This is a genomic window from Methanolobus sediminis, assembly GCF_031312595.1.
GTDB lineage: Archaea > Halobacteriota > Methanosarcinia > Methanosarcinales > Methanosarcinaceae > Methanolobus > Methanolobus sediminis.
Genome location: NZ_CP133592.1, coordinates 98,637 through 120,187 on the forward strand (window position 1 = coordinate 98,637; position 21,551 = coordinate 120,187).

Below are 21,551 nucleotides of genomic sequence, written 5' to 3' on the forward strand. Positions count from 1 at the left end.
TGTTTACTGATTAATTACTTCAAGTTATTATATATTCTATTACCTGATAGCATGAATTGTCCATCTGTGGATAGGATAGAAAATACATGCATATTTCAAGGGTCTGTAATTCTACTTCCGATCTGAAATTTCATTCAGAAATTAAGTTATAACTTTTCTTGAAGATTATGCATATTGAATATCCACCTGTTTTGCAGGGTCTCTCCACATTTAAAATGGCCCTGCAAACAATTGACAATTCCATAGTGATATTTTACGAACAGTTTTTAATTATCTGCAACGTTAGTGAAAATATGGTTGATAAAATCAACCATGTTATTTTTAATTCCGGTCTTTTTTTTATCAACAATACTATCCTTATTTGAAGCATCGATAATATCGCCGGCTCTTATTTTTTCCCCGAAGTCGTTATTTATAGTTCTCAGACAAATCAATTGCATATACAATAGAACTACATTCCAGGCTTTCACGTTTAAAATAAAAGGAGGATTTCGTTTGTATGGAATTGCATTAGATCTTGGAACAAGCGGATTTAGATTACAACTTATAAACCTGAGAAACAGAAATGCTATCAAAACAGTAATGACAATGAGACATCCCCTACCAGGAGGAAATGTGATTGACCATCTGGGTTTTGCTATCCAGGTCGGTGAAGATAATGCAAACAGGATAATGATCCATACTATTCTCAAAATGTTCAATGAACTGCACATCCCTCTTGAAGCGATTACAAGAATCGCCGTTTGTGGAAATCCCATACAGCTCTCACTTTTCCAGAACATCGAAATAAGGGATCTTGCGTATGCCGGAAAGAATATGCAACGAAGACTTGGTATCAAAAGCGTTGAAAGGGGCTTAAAGATCTACACTGGCAGGGATATTTTTGGTCAGGATTGCGGACTGGACGAGTGTGAGGTAATTGTCTTACCTTCAATTGAGCATGAGATTGGGGCTGATGCTCTTGCAATGATGGTCAAGACAGATTTCATTGAACAAAATAAAGTGGCGATTGTTACGGATTATGGCACTAATGCTGAAATGGCACTTAAAGTAGGCGATCGCATTATTACCTGCAGTGCAGCAGCCGGCCCTTCAATTGAAGGGCAGGGAATCAAGTGTGGTATGCTTGCCAGTCCAGGAGCTATTTCTGATGTGAATGATGAGAACGGATTCTGGAGGATTACTGTACTGGATGAAAATATGCAACCGGGAAAAGGTGATCTGATCGATCCTGAAACCGGAGTGATTGTGGAAAAAGGTGAAGTGCAGTCAAGGGGAATCACCGGAACTGGCGTCATTTCTGCAATATCACTTGCGATAAGCTCAGGAATGGTAACTAAATTACCTGAACTTCCAAATGGAAGGCTTATTCTTGGTGAAAAGGTTACCCTCACAAATGAAGACTTTGCAGAGGCAGGAAAAGCTATAGGTGCCATAAGAGCGGCTCATCTGACATTGCTGATTGAGGCTGGAGTGAAGTATGAGGATCTGAAGTACATGTATATGTCAGGCGCCTCAGGAACTTATGTTGATGCTGAGAAAGGACGTCAGATAGGTCTGGCACCTATTTTCTCAAGGAATATAGTACAATTCGGCAACACATCTCTTGAACTTGCAAAGGATGTAGTTCTTAGCAATTTTGAACTGGACGAGATAGTAAGTCTTGCTGACAGGATAAAAGCTGATCATATTATGCTGGCTTCAAATGATGTTTTCAAAAATATCTACGCATGTGAACTGGCTTACTGGACGGAAGGAATGCCCTATGGAATGTACAATAAATTCCTTGAATCATACGGAATGCCTTCTATTCCTGATATTGACTACATCCCGACTATAGAAAAGAGAGTTAGCAGAGATATTGAAGATTCGGGTTATCAGGGTCTAAAGATAATCAGGGATCTTGATATGCTCATCGAAGAAGAATCCAGCGGATGCATGCAGTGCAAGATGTGTGAACGCGAATGTCCGGAGCAGGCCATACATGTTGTCCCAAAGGACGGGCATATTTTTGTTGACTATACAGCACATCTTTGCCTGGGCATGAGTTGTAAAAGGTGTATAGGAGTTTGTCCTGTTAAAGCTATAAATTACAGAGAAATAAGAACAATATCCCCGGGTGATCTTACTGCAGTTTGATCACCTCAGCTTTATCGGATAAAGGTTAGCTGTACGAACAATTGGAAATGTAAAGTATCATCGGCCAGGATCATGATTGGACAAGCAGATATTAAAATTAGTATGGAATCAATAATCAATAGCAGTCCTGTTATTGTGATTTCCAGAAAGATAGAGAAAGACTTTCCAGTGAAGTATATCTCAAACAATGTGAGGCAATTTGGATATACTCCTGAGGATTTCTATTCAGGTCAGGTCAAATATGCAGACCTTATTCATCCGGATGACAGGAAAGTTGTTTTAAAATCCCTAAAGTACCTGAACAAGCAATTGCCGGAATTCATTCAGGAGTACAGGGTGATCAGCCGCTTTGGAGAGGTCCGGTATGTTGAGGACAGGGTTCGTATAAAGAAATATGATGAGGATAATTTACACCTTGAAGGCACAATTACTGACATAACCGAGCATAAGCACAATGAAATGATAAAACACCAGCAGAAATCCCATAATGGAAGATCACTTACCGAGATTTCACTTGATGATGTCCTGGGGCTGCTTGTTACCAATGCCGAAAGGATACGTGATGGCCTTACATGTGCTGTTATGCTTCTTGATAAAGAGAAAAAACACATTTGTCGTGTTATTTCACCCAATCTTCCTGCATTTTATAAAGAAGCAATGGAAGGTCTTGAGATTGGATACGGTGTTTGTTCAGGCGGTACTGCACTCTATATGGGGGAGCATGTCATTGTTGAAAATATAGAGGTCCATCCATACTGGGCACAACACAGGGAGATTGCTAAAAAAGCAGGTCTTAAAGCCAGCTGGGCAGAACTGATAAAATCTTCTACCGGTGAGATACTTGGTGTTTTCTTAATGTATTTTAATTTTCCTAATGCACCAAAGAAGACATGTTACGAATATCTCAAGGCAAATGCTGACCTTGCAGCAATTGAGATTGAACACCGTGTAGTTAATGAGACTTTCAGGGAATCCGATCATAAGTTCAAGACCATTTTCAATAATATCAATGATCAGATCTATGTCAGTGAATTGAATGGCAATCTGATAGATGTCAATAAGGTTGTTGTCGATAGCCTTGGATATTCAAAGGAGTTTATTTTAAAGTCATCACCTATGGATATTGTTCCTTCATGGTACGTACAGCGTGCTTCTGAGCTCATTAAGATCATAGAAAGGGATCATAAGGCAATGTATGAGGCTGCAGCCATCTGCAAGGATGGAAGTGTAATCCCTCTGGAAATTAATGCAAGAATGATCAACTATAATGGCAAGAAGACTGTCCTGTCTGTTGCACGCGATATTACAGAACGTAAAAAGGCTGAAAAAGCAAAACAACTTAATGAATCGCGTCTTGAAGCGTTGATAAAGCTCAATGAGATGACAGGCGCTTCTCTGGATGAAATCGCTGAATTTGTCAAAGAAGAGGCTGTTCGACTTACGGACAGCAACCTTGGATATATTGCATTCATGAATGCTGATGAGACAGACCTGATAATGCATTCCTGGTCTAAAACAGCAATGAGTGAATGTGCCATAAGTGATAAAGAGTTCATTTATCCTGTAAAGGATACCGGATTATGGGGAGAAGCCATCAGGCAGAGAAAAGCTATCATAACAAATGATTATGAAGCCCCCAGTCCTCTGAAGAAAGGTTATCCTGAGGGGCATGTCAAATTGACAAGGCATATGAATGTTCCCATATTTGACGGTGAACACATAGTCGCTGTTGTAGGTGTCGGGAACAAGGATGAGGACTATGATGAATCAGATGTTCGCCAGTTAACTCTCCTGATGCAGGGTATGTGGAAACTGATCCAGAGAAAACAGTTGATAGGTGCATTAAGTAAGTACTCCGAGGAGCTGCTTAAAGCTAACACGAAGCTTCGGTCTGTTAATATGATAAAAGCTGAATTTATAGAAGAATATATGAATAACGGACATGACCTTTTGCATAGCTTCGATATACTTGATGATGAAACACTGAACCTTCTGGATGACTCCCAGAAAGAAGCAATTTCCATAATGCTGAATAACTCTGAGAGATTAAAGCTGCTGGTCGATGCAATTCTATATAGTGATCTGCAGCAGTCTGGCAGGATCGAGTACTCATTTGAACCGGTTAGTATTGAAAATGTTCTTTCTGATGTTCTGCTGAACCAGATATTGCTTATAGATGAGAAAGGACTTTTACTTGAAAAAGAAATTCCCAATGGACTTCCGCCTGTGAAAGCTGATAAGGAGAAACTGAAGGAAATGTTTGTCTATCTTATCCACAATGCAATTAATCTCACACCTAAAGGAAACAGCATAGGAGTTGATGTTGCCGATGAAAGTGATTATTTGCATGTGACCATAACAGATACAGGCGAAGGTATGGACAAGAGCCTTATCCCGCGTTTGTTCTACAAGATGTATCAGGCAGATGAGTCCATAGCAAGGATGTTCCAGGGCTTTGAGTCCAGTCTTTATATTTGTAAAGATACTGTAGCAGCTCACAATGGAAACATATGGATAGAAAGTCAAAGGGGACTTGGAAGTTCATTCCATGTAAAGATTCCAAAGTGGGTGGAAGGGATTAATACCTAGAACCTTTACAATGCATTGTGAAAGATGGAAATATCTCGGGTTGAATGTTACTATGGAATCACCATCCATTCTGCCAAAAAAAGAAGCAGCAGAGATTCTTAATACTTACATGAATTCTATTGGAATGGAACTCATTCTAATTCCACCAGGTGATTTCGAAATGGGTTCTGATGCAAATGAAAGTAACTGGTATAATAACGAAAAACCAGTTCACAGCGTCAGCATAGAAAATCCATTCTATCTTGGTAAATTTTTAGTTACACAAAAACAATGGATTGAAATAATGGGCAGCAATCCTTCTAAGTTTACCGGGGAGAGCAGACCTGTTGACAGAGTTTCATGGAATGATGCGCAGGAATTTATTAAGAAATTTAATGAGAAAGAGGGTACTGAAAAGTACCGTCTGCCATCTGAAGCAGAATGGGAATATGCCTGCAGGGCAGGAACAACTACAAGATATTCATTTGGTGATGATGAGTCAGAATTGAATGAATATTGTCATCACGGTAATTCGGATATTGGCTCACATCCCGTAGGCCAGAAGAAGCCAAATCCTTTCGGATTGCATGACATGCACGGAAATTTGTGGGAATGGGTTCAGGATGTGTATTTTGATAATTACGAAGGTGCCCCTGCAGACGGCAATGCGCGGGAAAACACTGATATTTCTTCCAGGGTTGTGAGAGTACTGCGTGGAGGCAGCTGGCAGACATCTGCCGTAGGATGCCGTTCTGCAAGCCGTTATTTTTTTCCCCAGGTTGTAAGACGCAACAGCAGTCGTATTGGTTTGCGACTTCTCAGGGAAATTTGAAAATCTTACAGCTCTGGAAAACAAGTGGGATTACCGGAAACGGTTCATCTCCGCAATTTCACGGGCACTCATTTTTGGTATGATAACTAAATTCACATATATCCCTGTATCTCGGTACTGTCCTGAACAGCCTCAGGCTTTTTCTTAACGCCCACCTGTGGTTTTGTAATTGGACCGAATGCAGCCTCATAGTTCTGAATATGCTGATTAAGCCAGCGCACAAGTTCCACAGCTGCCAGAGGTGACATAATTACCTCGGTCTCAAGCCTTCTCTGGATTATCTGCTCTCCAGACTTATCCGTTGCCATTGGCATATCATTATAGAAACCGATCCTGAAATCATATGGACTGTGACCGCCTACAGCTCCAATAGAGTACACCTGTTTAAAGTCCTCAGGCTTATGAAGCTCTATTCTCACAGTCTTCTTTTTCTTAGCATCTTCCGGTTTATCGCTCATTACAACACCTTCGTTTTTTTCTTTGTCCATAATATCATATCCTCACAGCACTCTAATCTAGCAACATAACTATTATAATTTTTGATTTCACTTTCAAGAGAAAGAAACAGTTCATCCCTCAACCAGCTTTCTCAAACTCTTAGCCCTTGCCGAAAGATCACGCTTTGAATAAGCCCCGGCTATCATCTCAACAGCCTCAAGGTTACGCACTACATTGTCAAGATATCCGAGTACATCACCCGGATAAGCCGTAACACCATAAAGATGTTCGAGTTTCTTTACAATGGCCTCCGGTTCATATCCTTCAGCCCTGATAGAAATTATCTTCTCAGAGAACTTGCGCTCCGCACAGCCACAATACGGAGAATCACGACAATTGCAGGTAAGGAAATCAGCCGCAAACTCGAACAACTGGTCTCGCAGGGTAATATCCAGTTTATCCATGTTCTCTCCTTCAAAAAGAATATCCAGAGAAGCACCCTGGAATACCCTGGAAGGAAGGTTCACATTAAGAGCCGAAGAAATACGATTCGCGTATTTGTAATAAACCGAATCAAAGAATTCGAGATTGGAAACCGTAACAATAGGGTCCTGCTCCACAAGAACAGAATCTCGTATAAGGAACGCCTTCGAAACCGACAGGAAATGCCCTGCTGCTATCTTACCAAATTTAGTTAGAGACACAAAATCTCCTTTTTTATGAATGAATTTATTCTTAGCAAGCTTTCCAAGCAGATAATCCACATTAAAATCTGCCAGCATAGATGAATGGATCTTCTCCAGGTCTTTCTTTGATGAAGTCACAGCAACCGAAGCAAGAGTCTCTTCAAGCTGTTCATCTTCCCCGTACTCGACTTTTGTGTGTTCCATCTCACCTTTAAGCAGTTTCAGGGCAACAGCATCCTCGGTGTCACCTTTATCACCTGAGTATTTCTTATTGGGAACTGCAAGCAGCACAACCTCTCCACGATCATGGTAATCCGGCCTTCCTGCACGCCCGAGCATCTGGAGGAAGTCCTGCATTGTAAGCCATTCGATACCCATTGCAAGGGATTCAAATATCACCTGTGATGCAGGGAAATCAACTCCGGCAGCAAGTGCAGCAGTTGTAACCACCACAGGCAGTTTTCCTTTGAGGAATGCTATCTCGGTCTTTTTTCGTTCCTGACTTGTAAGACCGGCATGGTAAGGAGCAGCAAATATCGGAAGTGCTTCAGCTATACGATGGCAGTTCCTTCTTGAATTTGTAAAGATAATGGTTTGTCCTTTGTGCCCTTTTGATGAGGTGGTGGCATATTCTTCCCTCACAAGCCGGGTCATTATCTTGTTCTTGGAATGTTCAGGGCACAGAATGAGATGTCTTTCTATTGGCACCGGACGGTACTCATACTCCACCAGTCTTGCGTCAAACTGCTTTGCGCGCAACTTCGGCTTTGCAACGGTAGCAGACAGATAGATGAACTGGGCACCTGGTGCAACATATTTCAACCTTCCAATAACACCATCAAGCCGGTGTCCTCTTTCAGAATCCTCAATGGTATGCACCTCGTCAATGATCACAGTACCAATCTTTCCTAACAGGTCAGCACTGCCGGTCCTGAGCAAATAATCCAATCCTTCATACGTTCCCACAATGATCTCTGAATCCAGGGTTCTCTTCATGGAAGCATTCTTTGCAGTCTTAATTCGCGCACTGCCAACCCTGATGGATGTCTTTAAACCTATTGGAGAATAACGTTTTGTGAACTGGTCGTATTTCTGGTTTGCAAGAGCAACAAGGGGCACAAGATAAAGCATACGTCCTTTACCACGCAGTATATTCTCAATACCCGCAAGTTCTGCTATCAGTGTCTTTCCGGTAGCTGTCACGGAAGTTACAAGCTGGTTCTGACCTTTTAAAAGACCATTCTCTATGGATAGCGACTGAACCGGCAGAAGAGTTTCTGATTTTGCCAGCAATATATTCTTGAAACTCTTATGCAGAGGCAGATCCTTAATTTTCCCTGTAGGAACCTCTGTGTTTGCTGCAATGGAATCGAACCTTGTGAGCTCACGATCAAGGTCTTCAGGACTTACCATAGCCATCGTACGGTCAAGATCCTTTGTCTGGAGCATTATCTCTTCGAATCTCTGGCATGCCTCATCAGCATAATTGACCTGGGAACTTTTTAACATCCTGTTAAGTTCTTCCCTGGCACAGTCTTCGCATATCTTGTCCCTGTGATATTTAATGGAACGCCGGTTCAGGAAATTGAACCTGTTCTTCAAAAGGCAGAACCTGCAGGCATTAACGACATCTGCACTGAGCTGGAATCCCTGGAGCATTTCAACAAACTCTGCTGTTTGTTTCTCATCACCGCCTTTTGCTATCATGATGCGGTCAGCGATCCTTAAAAGATCAATGAATTCGGAAGGTGGCCTGTATTCTCCTTTGCCATCACTTTTTACCTTGAATTTATGAGGGCGCGGGCCTGCATCAGTATGCCTCAGGATGAGTTCACCGACAAAAAGAGGAACCTTTTTCTTATCCCGTATCGGTAAAATAATTATCTTTGACCTTTCAGGGCTTGCAAGTATCCAGAGTGTCATTGCTGCTCATTGATGACTTTCAGTTTATAAAAACTGTTGGTACTGATGATAACATCATGAACTTAACAAATAATATTGCATGATATCGAAAACGTAAAAAAAGAGTTTTATAATATTAAACACAATATAATTAGTATCTTAAAGAGGGCATAATATGCTGGATCCTAAAAACATGCTCGAAAACCAAATTGCTACTCCTGATGTAGAAGAATCAAGAGAGACTAGTGAAAGCTCCCTGTATGACAGTATCAAAAACCCGGAAAAGAATCAGGTTATACACAAAGGAGTTCAACTAAAATCTACCGGTATATCTGTTCTTGACAGAACACTGGGAGGAGGGGTGCCAGCAGGTTCGCTTACATTTTTCTCAGCTGATCCCCGCTCCATGTCAGAGGTTTTCCTTTACCAGTTCACTCAATCAAGGAAAACATATTACTTCACAACCAACAGAAGACCAAGATTCGTGTTAAATGATGTCATTAACCTTGGTTTTGATCCTTCTAATATAATATTTGTAGACATTTACAGCGAATACTACTGTACCTCAGGTGGAGAGATCTCTGATAATCTGAATAACGAGTTCATAGATTCAAAAATACTGGAATTTACCGAATATAACCTGCGTAATATCGCAAATGACTCCAGTGGAGAGGATGTAAACATAATCTTTGATTCTTTTTGTTTCTTTACAGGACTTACAGCTAACAAGGGACTTATAAAACAGCTAATTAACGTCATATACGAAACAACAAAAGAACTTAATTGCCTCACTTACCTTTACGGATCAACTTCCAGCCCCAATGATAATCTCAAGGCCTTCGCTTACAATCTATGTGATGTAATATTCGAATCCATGCTTGACCAGGGGGCTGACAAGGTCGTGAGCAAACTGGCGATTCCGAAAATAAGAGGAATGATACCCAACACTGAGATCATTAAGTTCAAGATCGGTGATGGTGTCCAGATCGATACTTCAAGGGATATCGCTTAATCAGATTTTAAAAAATATTTATAGTTCAGAATCAGAACAGGCATATCTGCAATTACAGGACGGGGTTTCAGGAAGTGCATATATAACGCTGGCCAGAATGTCCTGCAACCTTTCTTTTATTTTGTCAAGAGTATCAAGAACATCACTTACTGTCATTTTCCCATTTCCAAGACCACATGCATTATTGGTGATTGTGCAGATAGAAGCATAACACATATTCATCTCCTTTGCAAGGACTGCTTCAGGAAGACCTGTCATACCAACCACATCTCCGAACTGTCTCATCATTCGTATTTCAGCCCTGGTCTCAAAGCGTGGACCCTCGGTACATACATAAACACCTTCAGAATAGCCAATATTAGTTCTTTCAAGGTAATCGGCCATTAGTTTTCTTATCTCAGGACAGTATGGTTCAGTTACATCGGCATGAACAGTCCTGTCATTGTAAAACGTAGATGGACGGGTACGCGTCATGTCAACGAAGTCCTCAGGAAGGAAGAAACTTCCAACTGGATGATTTTTCATCGTTCCTACTGAATTTGTAGAGATCACCCTTGAAATACCAAGTTTATGTATAGCATAAATGTTTGCCCTGTAATTGATCATATGGGGTGGCAGATGACCATTGTTCCCCACATGCCTGGGTAATAATGCAACTTTTTTTTCACCAATAGTACAGAGATAGACAGTAACGTCCCCATAAGGCGTACTGACCACTAATTCCTCTGACATTGCTTCGGAAGGAAAAGCAACGCCACCTATTAAGGCAGCCTGGATATTCAGATTCCGGTAACCCTGCATATCGTCCTTATTATCCTGTGAACTACCAGGGGATATAATACAATTGAGTACTTTTTCCTTCATGTTCCTACCTTTTTGATCTTTTTTCTTTTTTCTGGGGTTTATTGGAAGCTCTGATTCCTGCCAGTGCAAGAATTATGGCAAACACAATGGAATATACAAATATCTCCAAGCCAGCCTGCAGGCTTGTTTCCGTCCCACCCATCACTGGATTCAGGGACATAAGGTAACTTGTAGCTCCCCACAAAAGGAAACCTAATGACATGACAAAGTAAGCAGGAATTATGTACTTACCTGATGGTTCAGAGCGTTGTCTGCAATCAATGATCTTACCGGCATCTGCAAAAATGATTGCCAGTATGTATATCCAGATAGTACTATGAATGAAAGACGTAATTAGTGGAATAATTCCGTAATACCATATTCCCTGTGAGGTGTATAGTGACCATACACCCATAAGTCCTACCAATGTTCCGATCAATATCAGAAGAGCTGCTGTTGCATAGGTAAAAAATGTCATCCTGCCTGAATAGAAGGAATCTTTCAGTTTTTCCCAGTAAAGGTCTACTGTATCACTGAAACCTCTGTAAAGCATGTAAAGACCCACAGCAGCCAGAATACCGATTATGGCTCCCTGGGAATAGTCTATGAGAAGGAAAAATGCATAGATCAGAGCCGCAAGGCCCAGAGGTACGAAGAATGTCTGGGATATCTTCGGGTCATTGAATGCATGTTTGATTATGTAGTAAGTACTTTCAAGATTTGCACTCTGCATTACTACTATACGCCTGACAGAATCGATCTTCATTCTTGACTGGACGATTGGAAGTAACGTTTCATCCTCGGCGCCATCGGAAACGAATATTCCGGATTCTGCAGGGAATCTCTTCAATATAATATCGAGCTGGTTTGCTATTTTCTGGTCGGATATGATACCGATATTCCGGTCACCTGCAAGGGTGATTATCTCTGCATCGACTCCTTTATCCAGCAGTTCGTCAAGTATCTTGACTCCACCAAAAATCGTATTGGTATCAGAATCTTCAGGGTCTGCCGTTGCAAGTTTCACTGCTGCCTCTATGTTTGCTTCCCTGCCTATAAGAGGAGCAAGTACGTTTGCTTTGTCTCCAAGGTCATTATCCCTGTCAATACATATTACCAGTGTTTGCATGCAACTCCTGTAGATATTTATAACGAAAATATAAATAGATTCTGATAAAACGTTACCTGTAAGTAACTTGGAAAAAAGATAAATTGAATTTTAAAAGACTTATGGATTTAGTCTTTCAATTAGCAGACGAGCCCATTTTAGTTTTTTCTTCTTAATTGGATTGACATTCTCATCATCAAAATCAAATCCCAGAAGGGTTATGCTGGTGGCACCAAATTCTCTTGCCAGATACGCACACCTGTCTCCATCACTGAAACCACCGAAATTAAAAACATTTTCCAGAGGTGCAGCCTGAGTGCTTCCTATTATTCTGTTAAGTTGAGGAACATAGGTATGAAGTTTGTCAATGTTGTCTCCATGACCGTGTACCACCATGATTGCTCCGGCTTTGTTGGCAATTATCTCTTTCTCGACATCACCATCAAGATCGGTTACAATGATATCTGGAATAACTTCCCTGTCAACAAGTACAGCAGTAGCCCCATCGGCTGTAATAATCACAAAATCATCGGGATTAATCAGTTCAAGTTCCTGTGCAAGAACAGGAGCATTTCCACAGACAAGAACGTCCTTTCCTTCAATAAGAGCTTTTAATTCGGAAATGTCTGCAGAATTAGATGCATTAAGCATTGCAGAGAGGAGAAGAGCAGCCTGCTCATCACCTTCCCTGCTAAAGCCCATGTCCTTTAGTATGGACTCGTAAATGGGTTCCCATTCATTGAAGTCCATTGTAACCTCAGTTTGTTTTTGAAATGCCGATGGTCATGGATATGCCTTCGACATCCCAGTCCTTTTCAAGTGAACTTGCTGTGTCAACATCAAGGCCAATGACCTGGATATTCGCACGGGTTTCTTTTGCAATGAACTGCTCACGGTCAAGTACAAGGTCAAGTACCCTCTGGTCGTTTATCTGTATGTGGGATTTGATATTGTCATCAACTGCAAGATTGAGTTCCTTCCTCATATCCTGCACCCTGCGGATTACTTCCCTTGTGTAACCTTCGGATTCTATTTCACGGGTCAGGTTCGCATCCACATAAATTATACCTGCACTGGACTGGGCACTTGCAACCATTTCAGGCAGTGTCTCTATGAAGTTGACCATTTCAGGTTTTATCATAGCAGTTCCGCCCGGGATTTCCAGTTCAAACTGGTCTTCCAGAGCAAGTGCTTTCTTAAGCTGCATTGCATCTGCCTGCTTTATTGCACCAACGACCTTGCCAGCATCGCCCTTGAATACCGGACCTATCTTTCCGGGATCCGGATTTGCCTCAAATCCAAGTTCATCCCATGATTCTCCTACTCCGGTAAGCACGATGTCTTTGGAGTTTGTCTGGTCCATTAGTACGGATTTCAGGTTTGTAACTGCATCTGCTGCCTGCTGGTTTACAGGACTGAGAACTATGCGTGATACAGGCCACCTGAGCTTCCTTCCAACCTTCTGGCGGGCATTGGATGCGGACTCTACAATTGAGCGCACCATATCCATATGAGCTTCAAGATCCCTGTCGACAAGGCTCTCATCCACCTGTGGCCAGTCGTTCATGTGAATTGTTACCGGTGCATCAGGGTACACATTTCTCACAAGGTTCTGGTACATTTCCTCTGCCAGGTGTGGCATGAATGGTGCAATTACCTTTGCTGTCAGTACGAATATGTCATAGAGTACACGATACACAGCAAGCTTGTCAGGGTCATCTGCCTCTACCCATGTCCTTGGCCTGATAAGCTGGATATACCACCTTGAAAGGTCTTCAAGCACAAACTCGTTGATAGACCTGAGTGCCCTGTGCAATGTGCACTTTGACATGGCATCGTCAACCTCAGCAACAAGTGACTGAGCTCTTGAAAGAATCCATCTGTCTTCCTTGCGAAAATGTGGTTTTACGGATTCAAGTGAAACCTGTGAAGGATCAAATTTGTCAAGCACCATGTAAGGCAGTGGGAAACGGTAAACATTCCAGAGAATGTTGATAGTCCTGTTGATATTGCCCAATTCACTGCTTACGAATTTGAGATCATCCCACGGAGCACTTGAAGATAAGACAAAACTACGCAGGGTATCAGCACCGAACTGTTCTATAACATCACCGGGAGCTACGACATTTCCGAGACTCTTTGACATTTTCTTGCCTTCACTGTCAAGGGTGAAACCGTGCATAAGTACGCTCTTGTAAGGTGCCTTGCCAAAAGCAACCATACTTGCACCAAGCTGTGAATAGAACCATCCGCGTGTCTGGTCCTGCCCTTCTGTGATAAAGTCAGCAGGCCACCATTTGTCGAACTCTTCTGTCTGCTGTGGGAACCTGAGTGTTGCCCAGGAAGCTACGGCTGAATCGAACCATACATCGAAAACGTCTTCAACACGCTTCATCTTACCGCCACATTCACAGTCAAGTAGTACTTCATCTACATATGGCCTGTGAAGCTCAATATCATCACTGACACCGGACATTTCCTGAAGTTCTTTCTTGGTACCGACTACGTGCATCCTGCCACAACTTTTACACTTCCAGACAGGGATCGGGATACCCCAGTATCTCTGACGGGAAACACACCAGTCACGTGCTCCCTCGACCCAGTCTTTAAATCTTGCAGAACCGGCCCAGTCAGGATACCATTTTACCTGTGCTATCTCTTCAAGCATCTGTTCCTTGAGCTCGCCGATCTTGATGAACCACTGTTCAGTAGCTAAGTAGATGATTGGTGTTTTACAACGCCAGCAGTGCCCGTACCTGTGTTCGATGATACCTTCTGAAAGCAGGTTTCCACGCTCATTAAGGTCTTCGATGACAACTTTGTTAGCCTCACGGATGTGCATTCCTGCATATTCACCGGCTTCTTCGGTGTAGCGACCATCCGGCCCTACAGGACAGAATATTGGAAGACCGTTCTTCTTACCAACTTCAAAGTCGTCCATACCATGTCCCGGAGCAATGTGTACACAACCGGTATTCTCTGCGGTTACATAGTCTGCAAGATATATGCTGTGTTTCATCTCGGCCTGTTTTGGCACCTTATCAGCGATCGGGCTTTCGTATGAAAGTGATGTGAGGTCTTCGCCAAGCATTGTTCCGAGAACTTCATAATCTGCGTATCTTCCTTTTCTGAGTACGTTCTCAACAAGCTCGGAAGCAACTATGAGTGTTTCCTCTTTGCCTTCTGAACTTACTGCTTTTACCTTTGAGTACTCAAAAGAAGGATGTACTGCAACTGCTACGTTTGAAGGTATGGTCCATGGTGTTGTGGTCCATATGACCACGAAGGTGTCCTCTTCACCTATTATCGGGAATTTTACGAATATGGAAGGGTCTTTCCTTTCATCATATTCTACTTCGGAATCAGCAATAGCTGTTTCACAGCGTGGACACCAGTTGACAACACGCTTTCCCTGCTCAAGGAGATTCTTTTCCTGTGCCTGTTTCATTGTCCACCAGGCAGCCTCGATGTATTCATCCCTGAGTGTCATGTAAGGGTCGTTCCAGTCAAGCCATGCTCCAAGGTCCTGGAACTGGTCTGTCATGTCATCTTTCTGATTTAGTGCGAATTCCTTACATTTCTCGATGAAATTACCGACACCATAGCTCTCGATGTCTTTCTTGGAAGTAAAACCAAGTGCACCTTCCACTTTAACTTCAATAGGAAGACCATGCATATCCCAACCTGCACGGTCAATTATGTCAAAACCATTCATGGAACGGTATCTGAGAATGGAGTCCTTGATGATCTTGTTCCAGGCTGTTCCCAGGTGAATATGTCCTGTTGTATATGGCGGACCATCTACGAAAAAGAATCGTTTTCCACCTTTTCTGTGCTCACGTACCTTGGAATAGGCACTTGTCTCGTTCCAGAGAGCATGTACCTTCTCCTCTATTTTCTTTGGGTCATACTGGTTGGTGATCTCCTCTATCATTCAGGATTCTCCATGTAAATGTGAATTATGATTAGTTTGAATTTATATGTAAACACTGCGTGTAAACCTAGTGCTTATCCTACTGCAATATGGAATTTAAATATATTGCATCAAGAATCTGCATCATGCTAATTCTATCGCCTAAGCCTGAATACTTTCAACTAAGGGCAGCATGAATCATACTTAAAAGTTTCGAATTTAACAGTGAAAACTATCCTGAATGATTTGTAATCAAAATAAAAAAGAAGAAGAAGATACCCATTACGGATATCAAATCTCCTTCACAAGACGGAAACCGATGTAATTCATGCGGCTTCCTTCGCCAATGCTATCTCTGGAAGCGGAACGACAATTCTCTTCTGCATTTTCCCAGCTTCCACCACGGATAACTCTTCGGTCTACACCACCTGTCCACTCACTACCATCAGTTGGTGCTTTATTGTAATTGCTGTGATACTGATCCTGGACCCATTCAGCAACGTTTCCATGTACATCATAAAGACCCCATGGGTTTGCTTCCTTCATGCCAACAGGTCTGGTCTTGTCCTCTGAGTTATCATCGAACCAGCCATAATCAGCCATCATTGAAGTATCATCACCAAATGAGAAAGCAGTATCAGTGCCGGCTCTTGCAGCATACTCCCACTCAGCCTCAGTAGGAAGGCGGTAGCTTTCAGTTCCTTCCATCTCATTTAGAGCATCAATAAACTCATTGACCGCTGCCCAGGAAACTTTCTCTACAGGAAGGTCGCCATCACCTGTGAAGTAAGAAGGATTCTCACCCATAACTTCCACCCACTGGTCCTGGGTCATTTCATAAACACCTATATAGAAATCATTTCCAATGGTCACCTGATGAACAGGTCTTTCTTCCCTGTCACTATACTGTTCATCTTCTGGAGCACCCATCAGGAAATCACCTGCGGAAATCTTTACAAATTCCATTCCGATAGAATTGGTAAAAGTACTGTCATCGACCTGGGTTTCCTCAGGAGTGGAAGCCGTATCAGCCACAGGTTCCTGCTGTGATTCTTCATTTACAGTGTCATCCGAACCGGTGCAGCCACTTGCAAAGACTGCAGCCATGAGAACGAGACACATGATAAATGTCATGTAAGATCTTTTAATCATAAACCTATCCTCATATGTATTTACTGTAATAACAACCAAAATTATGTTAGTTTTAGTCAGAAACAGAATTTAAATGCTTTGGTTTGTTCTGCTATAAACAATAAAAAATAGAAAGAACATGAAATTAAAGAAAATTAATAGAATGGCACCCTTTATTCCTTAAAAGGTGCCTGTGAGTTCTCCAACCACCTCACAATGAGATAATTTAAACCTGTCTAAAGAAATATTAGTAATTATAAGATATAAAGTGTACGGATATTATAATTAAATATCATTAACAATATTTTACTGATATTTTCTTAGAACGGAATTAGTTCCTGATAGATTTGGCATCCCTTTCAGAGATCATCTCTTTGCATCTTTTCAGGTCATCAACTGTATTGATATTTAGAGCAAATTCAACATCGTCCATCACAAGACTAACATAGTCCTGTTCATGATCAACATCTTTACCATCCATTATATTGACACCTGAAGGAACTATCAGTTTTCCTTCACCGCCCCAATTGAACACCGTATCCGGCCTTATGCCAAGACTTTTACAAACGGATATCGGAGAGAATATAGACATTGCAGGTTTACCACATACTTTGTATTCAGCAATTACCTTTTCAAGCAGATCGGGAGTAAGTAAAGGCAGATCTGACATGAGTATCAGCAAAGGGTCGCTTATACAGGCAGCTTTTACTGCATAGACCATATCACCAACATAGTTGCCGCCACCTGTGGGTATGACCTGAACTTTACCCTCATACTTTTCCTCTACATAAGATGCGGTTTTAGGTGTTGCCGGAGATACGGCAACATAGATATCACCAATGCTTTCTGTTTTTTGCAAAGTATCGATAACATATGATATCAGAGGTTTTCCAAGTAGTTCAACACAGGGTTTTTCCCCCATACCTAGTCTGCTTCCAAATCCCCCTGCCATTATTATAGCGTCCAAACAATACCTCCATACATCACTACCAATGTCACGGCAATTAGTGCTATTATCCTTCCTACCTCATTGGAAGCACCGATAACGTCACCATTAACACCACCGAAATGCCTGTTGCTGATATTGATCAAAACAAACGTTGCCAATATAGCTGCAATGAAAGGAATAATACCTGCCATACCAAAACCCAGGTAAAATGACATTCCAACACAGGCAACAATACCAATTACAAATCCTATAAGGTATTTAGGTACTGTGGTATTCTTGATAAGTATTGAACCCAATCCTTCATGTATGGACTTGCCGAATGCAGCAACTGTCAGCATTGATTGCATGGCACTGATCTCTGAAACAAACATTGCAAAGAAGAATATTTTTGCGATGTCGGCAGCAGATGAGTATACAATCAAAGACTGCTCATGCAATGCTACAAGAGTCGCATAGAATGCAATAATAATAAGAGCTGCGTAGGCAACGCCACCTATTCCAAGTGACATGTCCTTCAGTGCTTTGAGTTTCTTTTCCACAGAACCATGGGCAGTGAGACCATCACCAAGGTCCGCCACTCCATCCAGATGATTCAGTCCTGTAATATAGTAGACGAATGCTATCACAAGTACAGCAGCAATGGAGATTGGCAAATAAGTTACAAGAAGGTATGCAACCGCACCTATTAATAATCCAAGGACAATTCCCACTACCAGATGCAGATATGTTCTTTTGAAGAACTCGTCAAGCCCTTCCATACTAATACCTACGGGAATTGTTGAAAGGAATCCGAAACTGGACCTGAGAGCTAATAAAAACCCGCTCATCCTGAGATCACATCACTCTTATTTTCAGGATCGGTTTTCTTCTTTTTAGCCATTTCAGCAGCTTCTGCCATTGCTCTTGTGTACATATTGGCAGACACTCCGCCTATAAGACCGCCGATGATATCATCCATAAAAGGACCAAGTTCTGCAAGAATTCCAGGTTTTTGTTTGTCAAAGCGTACGAACTCAAACATTCCTTTATCACCACTGATATACTTGGAAATACTCATACCAAGCACTTCATCTGCAATGATGAATGTCAGGTCCTTTTCGTATGAACTTCTGCTTATATTAGGCAAACGCCCTTCAAGCCCTTCTTTTTCAAGTAAGATACCGGAATAGATCAGAAGACAGAGATTCGGATCGGATACTGCGATATCAAGTTCTCTGAGGAACTTTTCCTCTGCGAGTTCCCTTGTCTCTATACCCGGATGCGGCGCATACAGTTCAAGTGCAGCATCAACAAGCATCCGGACTGTAATTCCTTCCTCTTCAAGGATCTCGATTATATCCCTGGTGATCTCACCCTCCAGTTCCTTGGATTGGTTCTTTTTCAGGTCTTTTGATTCTATATCCGATAATTTCATTGCCATCACTTCGGAGAGATTTCTTTATAAGATTTTTGTTTGAGATTCGATCGTTATATTTCTGGATTTCAATTCTTAGACTTTAATATCAGATTGTAATTGTGAACTAATTATCAAATAACTAAAGTATAATCGTAATCGAAGATACGATGATTGCAAAGAATGATGCCACAAGGATTATCCAGGATGTGAGTTTGATATCCTCTGACACCGGGTAAACAAAACCATCACCCAGAACATATGTGTTTGGTTTTTCCAGTTTTATTTTCAGGGCACCTGCAATTGAGGCCATTGGAAAACCTGAATTCGGAGATGGTGTTTTTAATCCATCCCTGATACCTGTTTTAAGGGCAGTCTTGTAATCCGGTATTTTGACCTTACGATACACAAGGCTCACAACAAGAGTTGCAGCTGAAAGGAAAATCACAGACACACGTGCAGGTATCCAGTTAAGCACATCATCGAACTTTGCAGAGAACCAGCCCACTTCACGGTGGCGTTCATCTGTGTATCCTACCATGGAATCCAGGGTACTTGTAGCTTTGAATATGTATGCTGCAATAAGTCCATAAGGCCCGAAACATGCATAGAACAACAAAGGAGAAAGTATCCCATCTACATAGTTCTCTGAAGTTGTCTCGATTATTGCTGAAGAAACCTGCCCTTCCTCCAGTTTTGATGTATTACGGCTCACGTACATTGAAAGCTTCTGTCTGGCACTGTCAAGTCTTCCGGCATCAAGCTCAGTCCTTACTTCACTGGCTGCACCGTAAAGGCAGCGAATAGCAAATGTTGCCTTAAGGAAATAAGCGGCCACAAGATAACGAAGAATTGCCGGGACGGATTCAATGCCCATGAATAACATTACAAGATAGGCGATAGTACATCCGAAAAGTATCGTTGTCAGGCCAATGAATATTCCGTAGAGCCTGCGGTTGTTCTCAGGAATATTCTTCTTGAAAAAGCCTATCAATTTGCCCATCCAGACAACCGGATGTATTGCAAATGGAGGTTCACCTAACACAATATCCAGAACATAGGCCAGAAGAAGTACTATAACCAATTCACTGGCATCTGGTTGTACCGGCACTGGCAGGATCATAGATTGAGCTCCATAACTTCCTTCCAGGCCTTTTTGACACTTTCATCATTGAGACCTTCAGCAACAAATATAGGCAACAGTTCATTGACTATCTTTTCCTCATGAACTATATTACAGTTCAAACAACTCCATACCTGACCGCCGCTTGAGCTTTCAATCCAGTTGCCACCCGTACGACCGTCCTCACACGGATAGAACGGACAGAAACAGAAGGTACAGTCCTGTCCTTCGAAATGACATGGATAATAGTCACAATCAATATTGCTTCCTTTACGACCGCATTCTGCCGCTACATTAATATTTTCATGAAGCTGCATCTCAGCCTGTTCCCTGCCCCATTCATAAATAACCTGGCGAATTGTATCTGCAATACGCTCATTTTCTTCCCTTGTACGTATTGCCACTCTTATGTGATTTTTGCCATTATTCTGGAAAGAACTGCAATCACGTATCAGTACACCATGAGATGCCATCCTTTCTGCAAGTTCTGATGAATTAAGGGAAAGATCGGAAATATCAACATAAATGTAATTTACACAGCTCTCTGCTGGTTTGAATCCCCTGCGGGAGAGTTTCTTCATTAAAAACTCGCGTTCCTGCTCTATAAAAGTCCTTGAATCCAGCAGGTATTTGCTGTTCACACCACCTTTCATACTAAGCAGGGCAGTTGCAATGGTATCTGAAACACATCCCATGTTCCAGGAAAGTCTTGCATTGTTAAGTACACATGCAAATTTTGAAGAAGCTACTCCAAAACCCATTCTGATTCCCGGGATTGCAAATGATTTTGTTAAGGAACGCTGGATGAAAAGATAATCGTTATTCTCCACAAGATAAGCAACACTCTGCTCCGGTTCTGCCAGTTCGATGTAAGCCTCATCCACAAAGAGTATGGTCTTTTGAGCCGCACATTGTTCTGCAAGTTTCTCCATCTTTTCTTTGTCAAACAGTTTTCCGGTCGGATTATTCGGATTACACACAAAGATGATCTTAGCCTCTGCAAGGACATCATTATCAAGGTCAAAGATATCATCCTGCTTGATGTACTTTATTTTGGCACCCATGACACTGCATTGCAATTCATATTCACTGAAGGTGGGCCTTGGAATAAGCACAACATCGCCTTCAGCTACAACACACTCTGCCACCAGCCTGATAATCTCAGTTGAACCGTTTCCGGGAATGATGTTCTCATATGTCATTCCCATTCCCACGAATTCTGCTGCAGCTATGCGGTACTCAAGATAACGGTTGTCAGGGTACTGCTCCAGTTTTTCAAGTCCTTTGTTTAGAAGCTCCTGTAAATCCAGCTCAGGATCCGGCTGGTCAAAAGGAGTTCCTAAGGGATTAAGACTTGCACTTGCATCAAGGATGTCTGATTCAGGAATGCCATATTTCTGGGAACTTTTTCTTATCAGTCCACCGTGAACACATGGTTCAAGGCTTAGAAGATATTTCTTCACCGGAAGAGGTGGTCTTTGGTCTGTCACAATAATCAAAGCATGTAGAAAACA

Annotated in this window: 17 protein-coding genes; 4 read left to right on the forward strand and 13 right to left on the reverse strand. The window is 41.9% G+C overall.

What is annotated here, in order from left to right:
- Window positions 1–266 precede the first annotated feature (266 nt).
- Entirely contained in the window at window positions 267–470 is a 204-nt protein-coding gene (locus RE474_RS00500) for a hypothetical protein (protein WP_309311038.1), read from the reverse strand.
- A gap of 25 nt (window positions 471–495) precedes the next feature.
- On the opposite strand from RE474_RS00500, the gene RE474_RS00505 reads away from it, so the two are divergent.
- From RE474_RS00505 to RE474_RS00515, 3 genes are all read left to right on the forward strand, one after another.
- Window positions 496–2,139, forward strand: a complete 1,644-nt coding sequence (locus tag RE474_RS00505) for a methylamine methyltransferase corrinoid protein reductive activase (protein ID WP_309311039.1) — start codon at window positions 496–498, stop codon at window positions 2,137–2,139.
- Window positions 2,140–2,241: 102 nt separating this feature from the next.
- Entirely contained in the window at window positions 2,242–4,728 is a 2,487-nt protein-coding gene (locus RE474_RS00510; protein WP_309311040.1) for a GAF domain-containing protein, read from the forward strand.
- A 52-nt stretch (window positions 4,729–4,780) separates the two neighbouring features.
- Window positions 4,781–5,539: a formylglycine-generating enzyme family protein gene (locus RE474_RS00515; protein ID WP_309311041.1), complete on the forward strand. Its 759-nt coding sequence runs from the start codon at window positions 4,781–4,783 to the stop codon at window positions 5,537–5,539.
- A 92-nt stretch (window positions 5,540–5,631) separates the two neighbouring features.
- On the opposite strand, the gene RE474_RS00520 is transcribed toward RE474_RS00515, so the two are convergent.
- Window positions 5,632–6,027 (reverse strand): DUF3467 domain-containing protein, encoded by a 396-nt coding sequence (locus RE474_RS00520; protein WP_309311042.1) that lies wholly within the window; start codon window positions 6,025–6,027, stop codon window positions 5,632–5,634.
- Between the two features lie 81 nt (window positions 6,028–6,108).
- On the reverse strand, window positions 6,109–8,586 hold the full coding sequence (locus tag RE474_RS00525) for a DUF5814 domain-containing protein (RefSeq protein WP_309311043.1): 2,478 nt from the start codon (window positions 8,584–8,586) through the stop codon (window positions 6,109–6,111).
- A 154-nt stretch (window positions 8,587–8,740) separates the two neighbouring features.
- On the opposite strand from RE474_RS00525, the gene RE474_RS00530 reads away from it, so the two are divergent.
- A complete protein-coding gene (locus tag RE474_RS00530; RefSeq protein ID WP_309311044.1) occupies window positions 8,741–9,577 on the forward strand; it encodes an RAD55 family ATPase in 837 nt (278 codons plus the stop codon).
- Window positions 9,578–9,595: 18 nt separating this feature from the next.
- Here the strand turns inward: RE474_RS00530 and RE474_RS00535 are convergent, their stop codons facing one another.
- From RE474_RS00535 to RE474_RS00580, 10 genes are all read right to left on the reverse strand, one after another.
- Window positions 9,596–10,441 (reverse strand): MTAP family purine nucleoside phosphorylase, encoded by an 846-nt coding sequence (locus RE474_RS00535; RefSeq protein WP_309311045.1) that lies wholly within the window; start codon window positions 10,439–10,441, stop codon window positions 9,596–9,598.
- 4 nt (window positions 10,442–10,445) lie between these two features.
- Window positions 10,446–11,549, reverse strand: coding sequence for a DUF373 family protein (locus tag RE474_RS00540; protein ID WP_309311046.1), 1,104 nt, complete (start codon window positions 11,547–11,549; stop codon window positions 10,446–10,448).
- 99 nt (window positions 11,550–11,648) lie between these two features.
- The gene (locus tag RE474_RS00545) at window positions 11,649–12,278 is read right to left on the reverse strand and encodes a 6-hydroxymethylpterin diphosphokinase MptE-like protein (RefSeq protein WP_309311047.1); all 630 of its coding nucleotides are present in this window, start codon (window positions 12,276–12,278) and stop codon (window positions 11,649–11,651) included.
- A 7-nt stretch (window positions 12,279–12,285) separates the two neighbouring features.
- Entirely contained in the window at window positions 12,286–15,462 is a 3,177-nt protein-coding gene (gene ileS / locus RE474_RS00550; RefSeq protein WP_309311048.1) for an isoleucine--tRNA ligase, read from the reverse strand.
- Between the two features lie 270 nt (window positions 15,463–15,732).
- Window positions 15,733–16,593, reverse strand: a complete 861-nt coding sequence (locus tag RE474_RS00555; protein WP_309311049.1) for a formylglycine-generating enzyme family protein — start codon at window positions 16,591–16,593, stop codon at window positions 15,733–15,735.
- A gap of 310 nt (window positions 16,594–16,903) precedes the next feature.
- A complete protein-coding gene (locus tag RE474_RS00560) occupies window positions 16,904–17,539 on the reverse strand; it encodes an NTP transferase domain-containing protein (protein ID WP_309311050.1) in 636 nt (211 codons plus the stop codon).
- Window positions 17,527–18,348, reverse strand: a complete 822-nt coding sequence (gene cobS / locus RE474_RS00565; RefSeq protein WP_309311051.1) for an adenosylcobinamide-GDP ribazoletransferase — start codon at window positions 18,346–18,348, stop codon at window positions 17,527–17,529. Before cobS ends, RE474_RS00560 begins: the two co-directional genes overlap by 13 nt.
- The gene (gene cobZ / locus RE474_RS00570) at window positions 18,345–18,935 is read right to left on the reverse strand and encodes an alpha-ribazole phosphatase CobZ (RefSeq protein WP_309311052.1); all 591 of its coding nucleotides are present in this window, start codon (window positions 18,933–18,935) and stop codon (window positions 18,345–18,347) included. Before cobZ ends, cobS begins: the two co-directional genes overlap by 4 nt.
- 121 nt (window positions 18,936–19,056) lie before the next feature.
- The gene (locus tag RE474_RS00575; protein ID WP_309311053.1) at window positions 19,057–20,037 is read right to left on the reverse strand and encodes a cobalamin biosynthesis protein; all 981 of its coding nucleotides are present in this window, start codon (window positions 20,035–20,037) and stop codon (window positions 19,057–19,059) included.
- Window positions 20,034–21,527 (reverse strand): aminotransferase class I/II-fold pyridoxal phosphate-dependent enzyme, encoded by a 1,494-nt coding sequence (locus RE474_RS00580; RefSeq protein WP_309311054.1) that lies wholly within the window; start codon window positions 21,525–21,527, stop codon window positions 20,034–20,036. The genes RE474_RS00575 and RE474_RS00580 overlap by 4 nt, the downstream gene beginning before the upstream one ends.
- Between the last annotated feature and the right edge of the window lie 24 nt (window positions 21,528–21,551).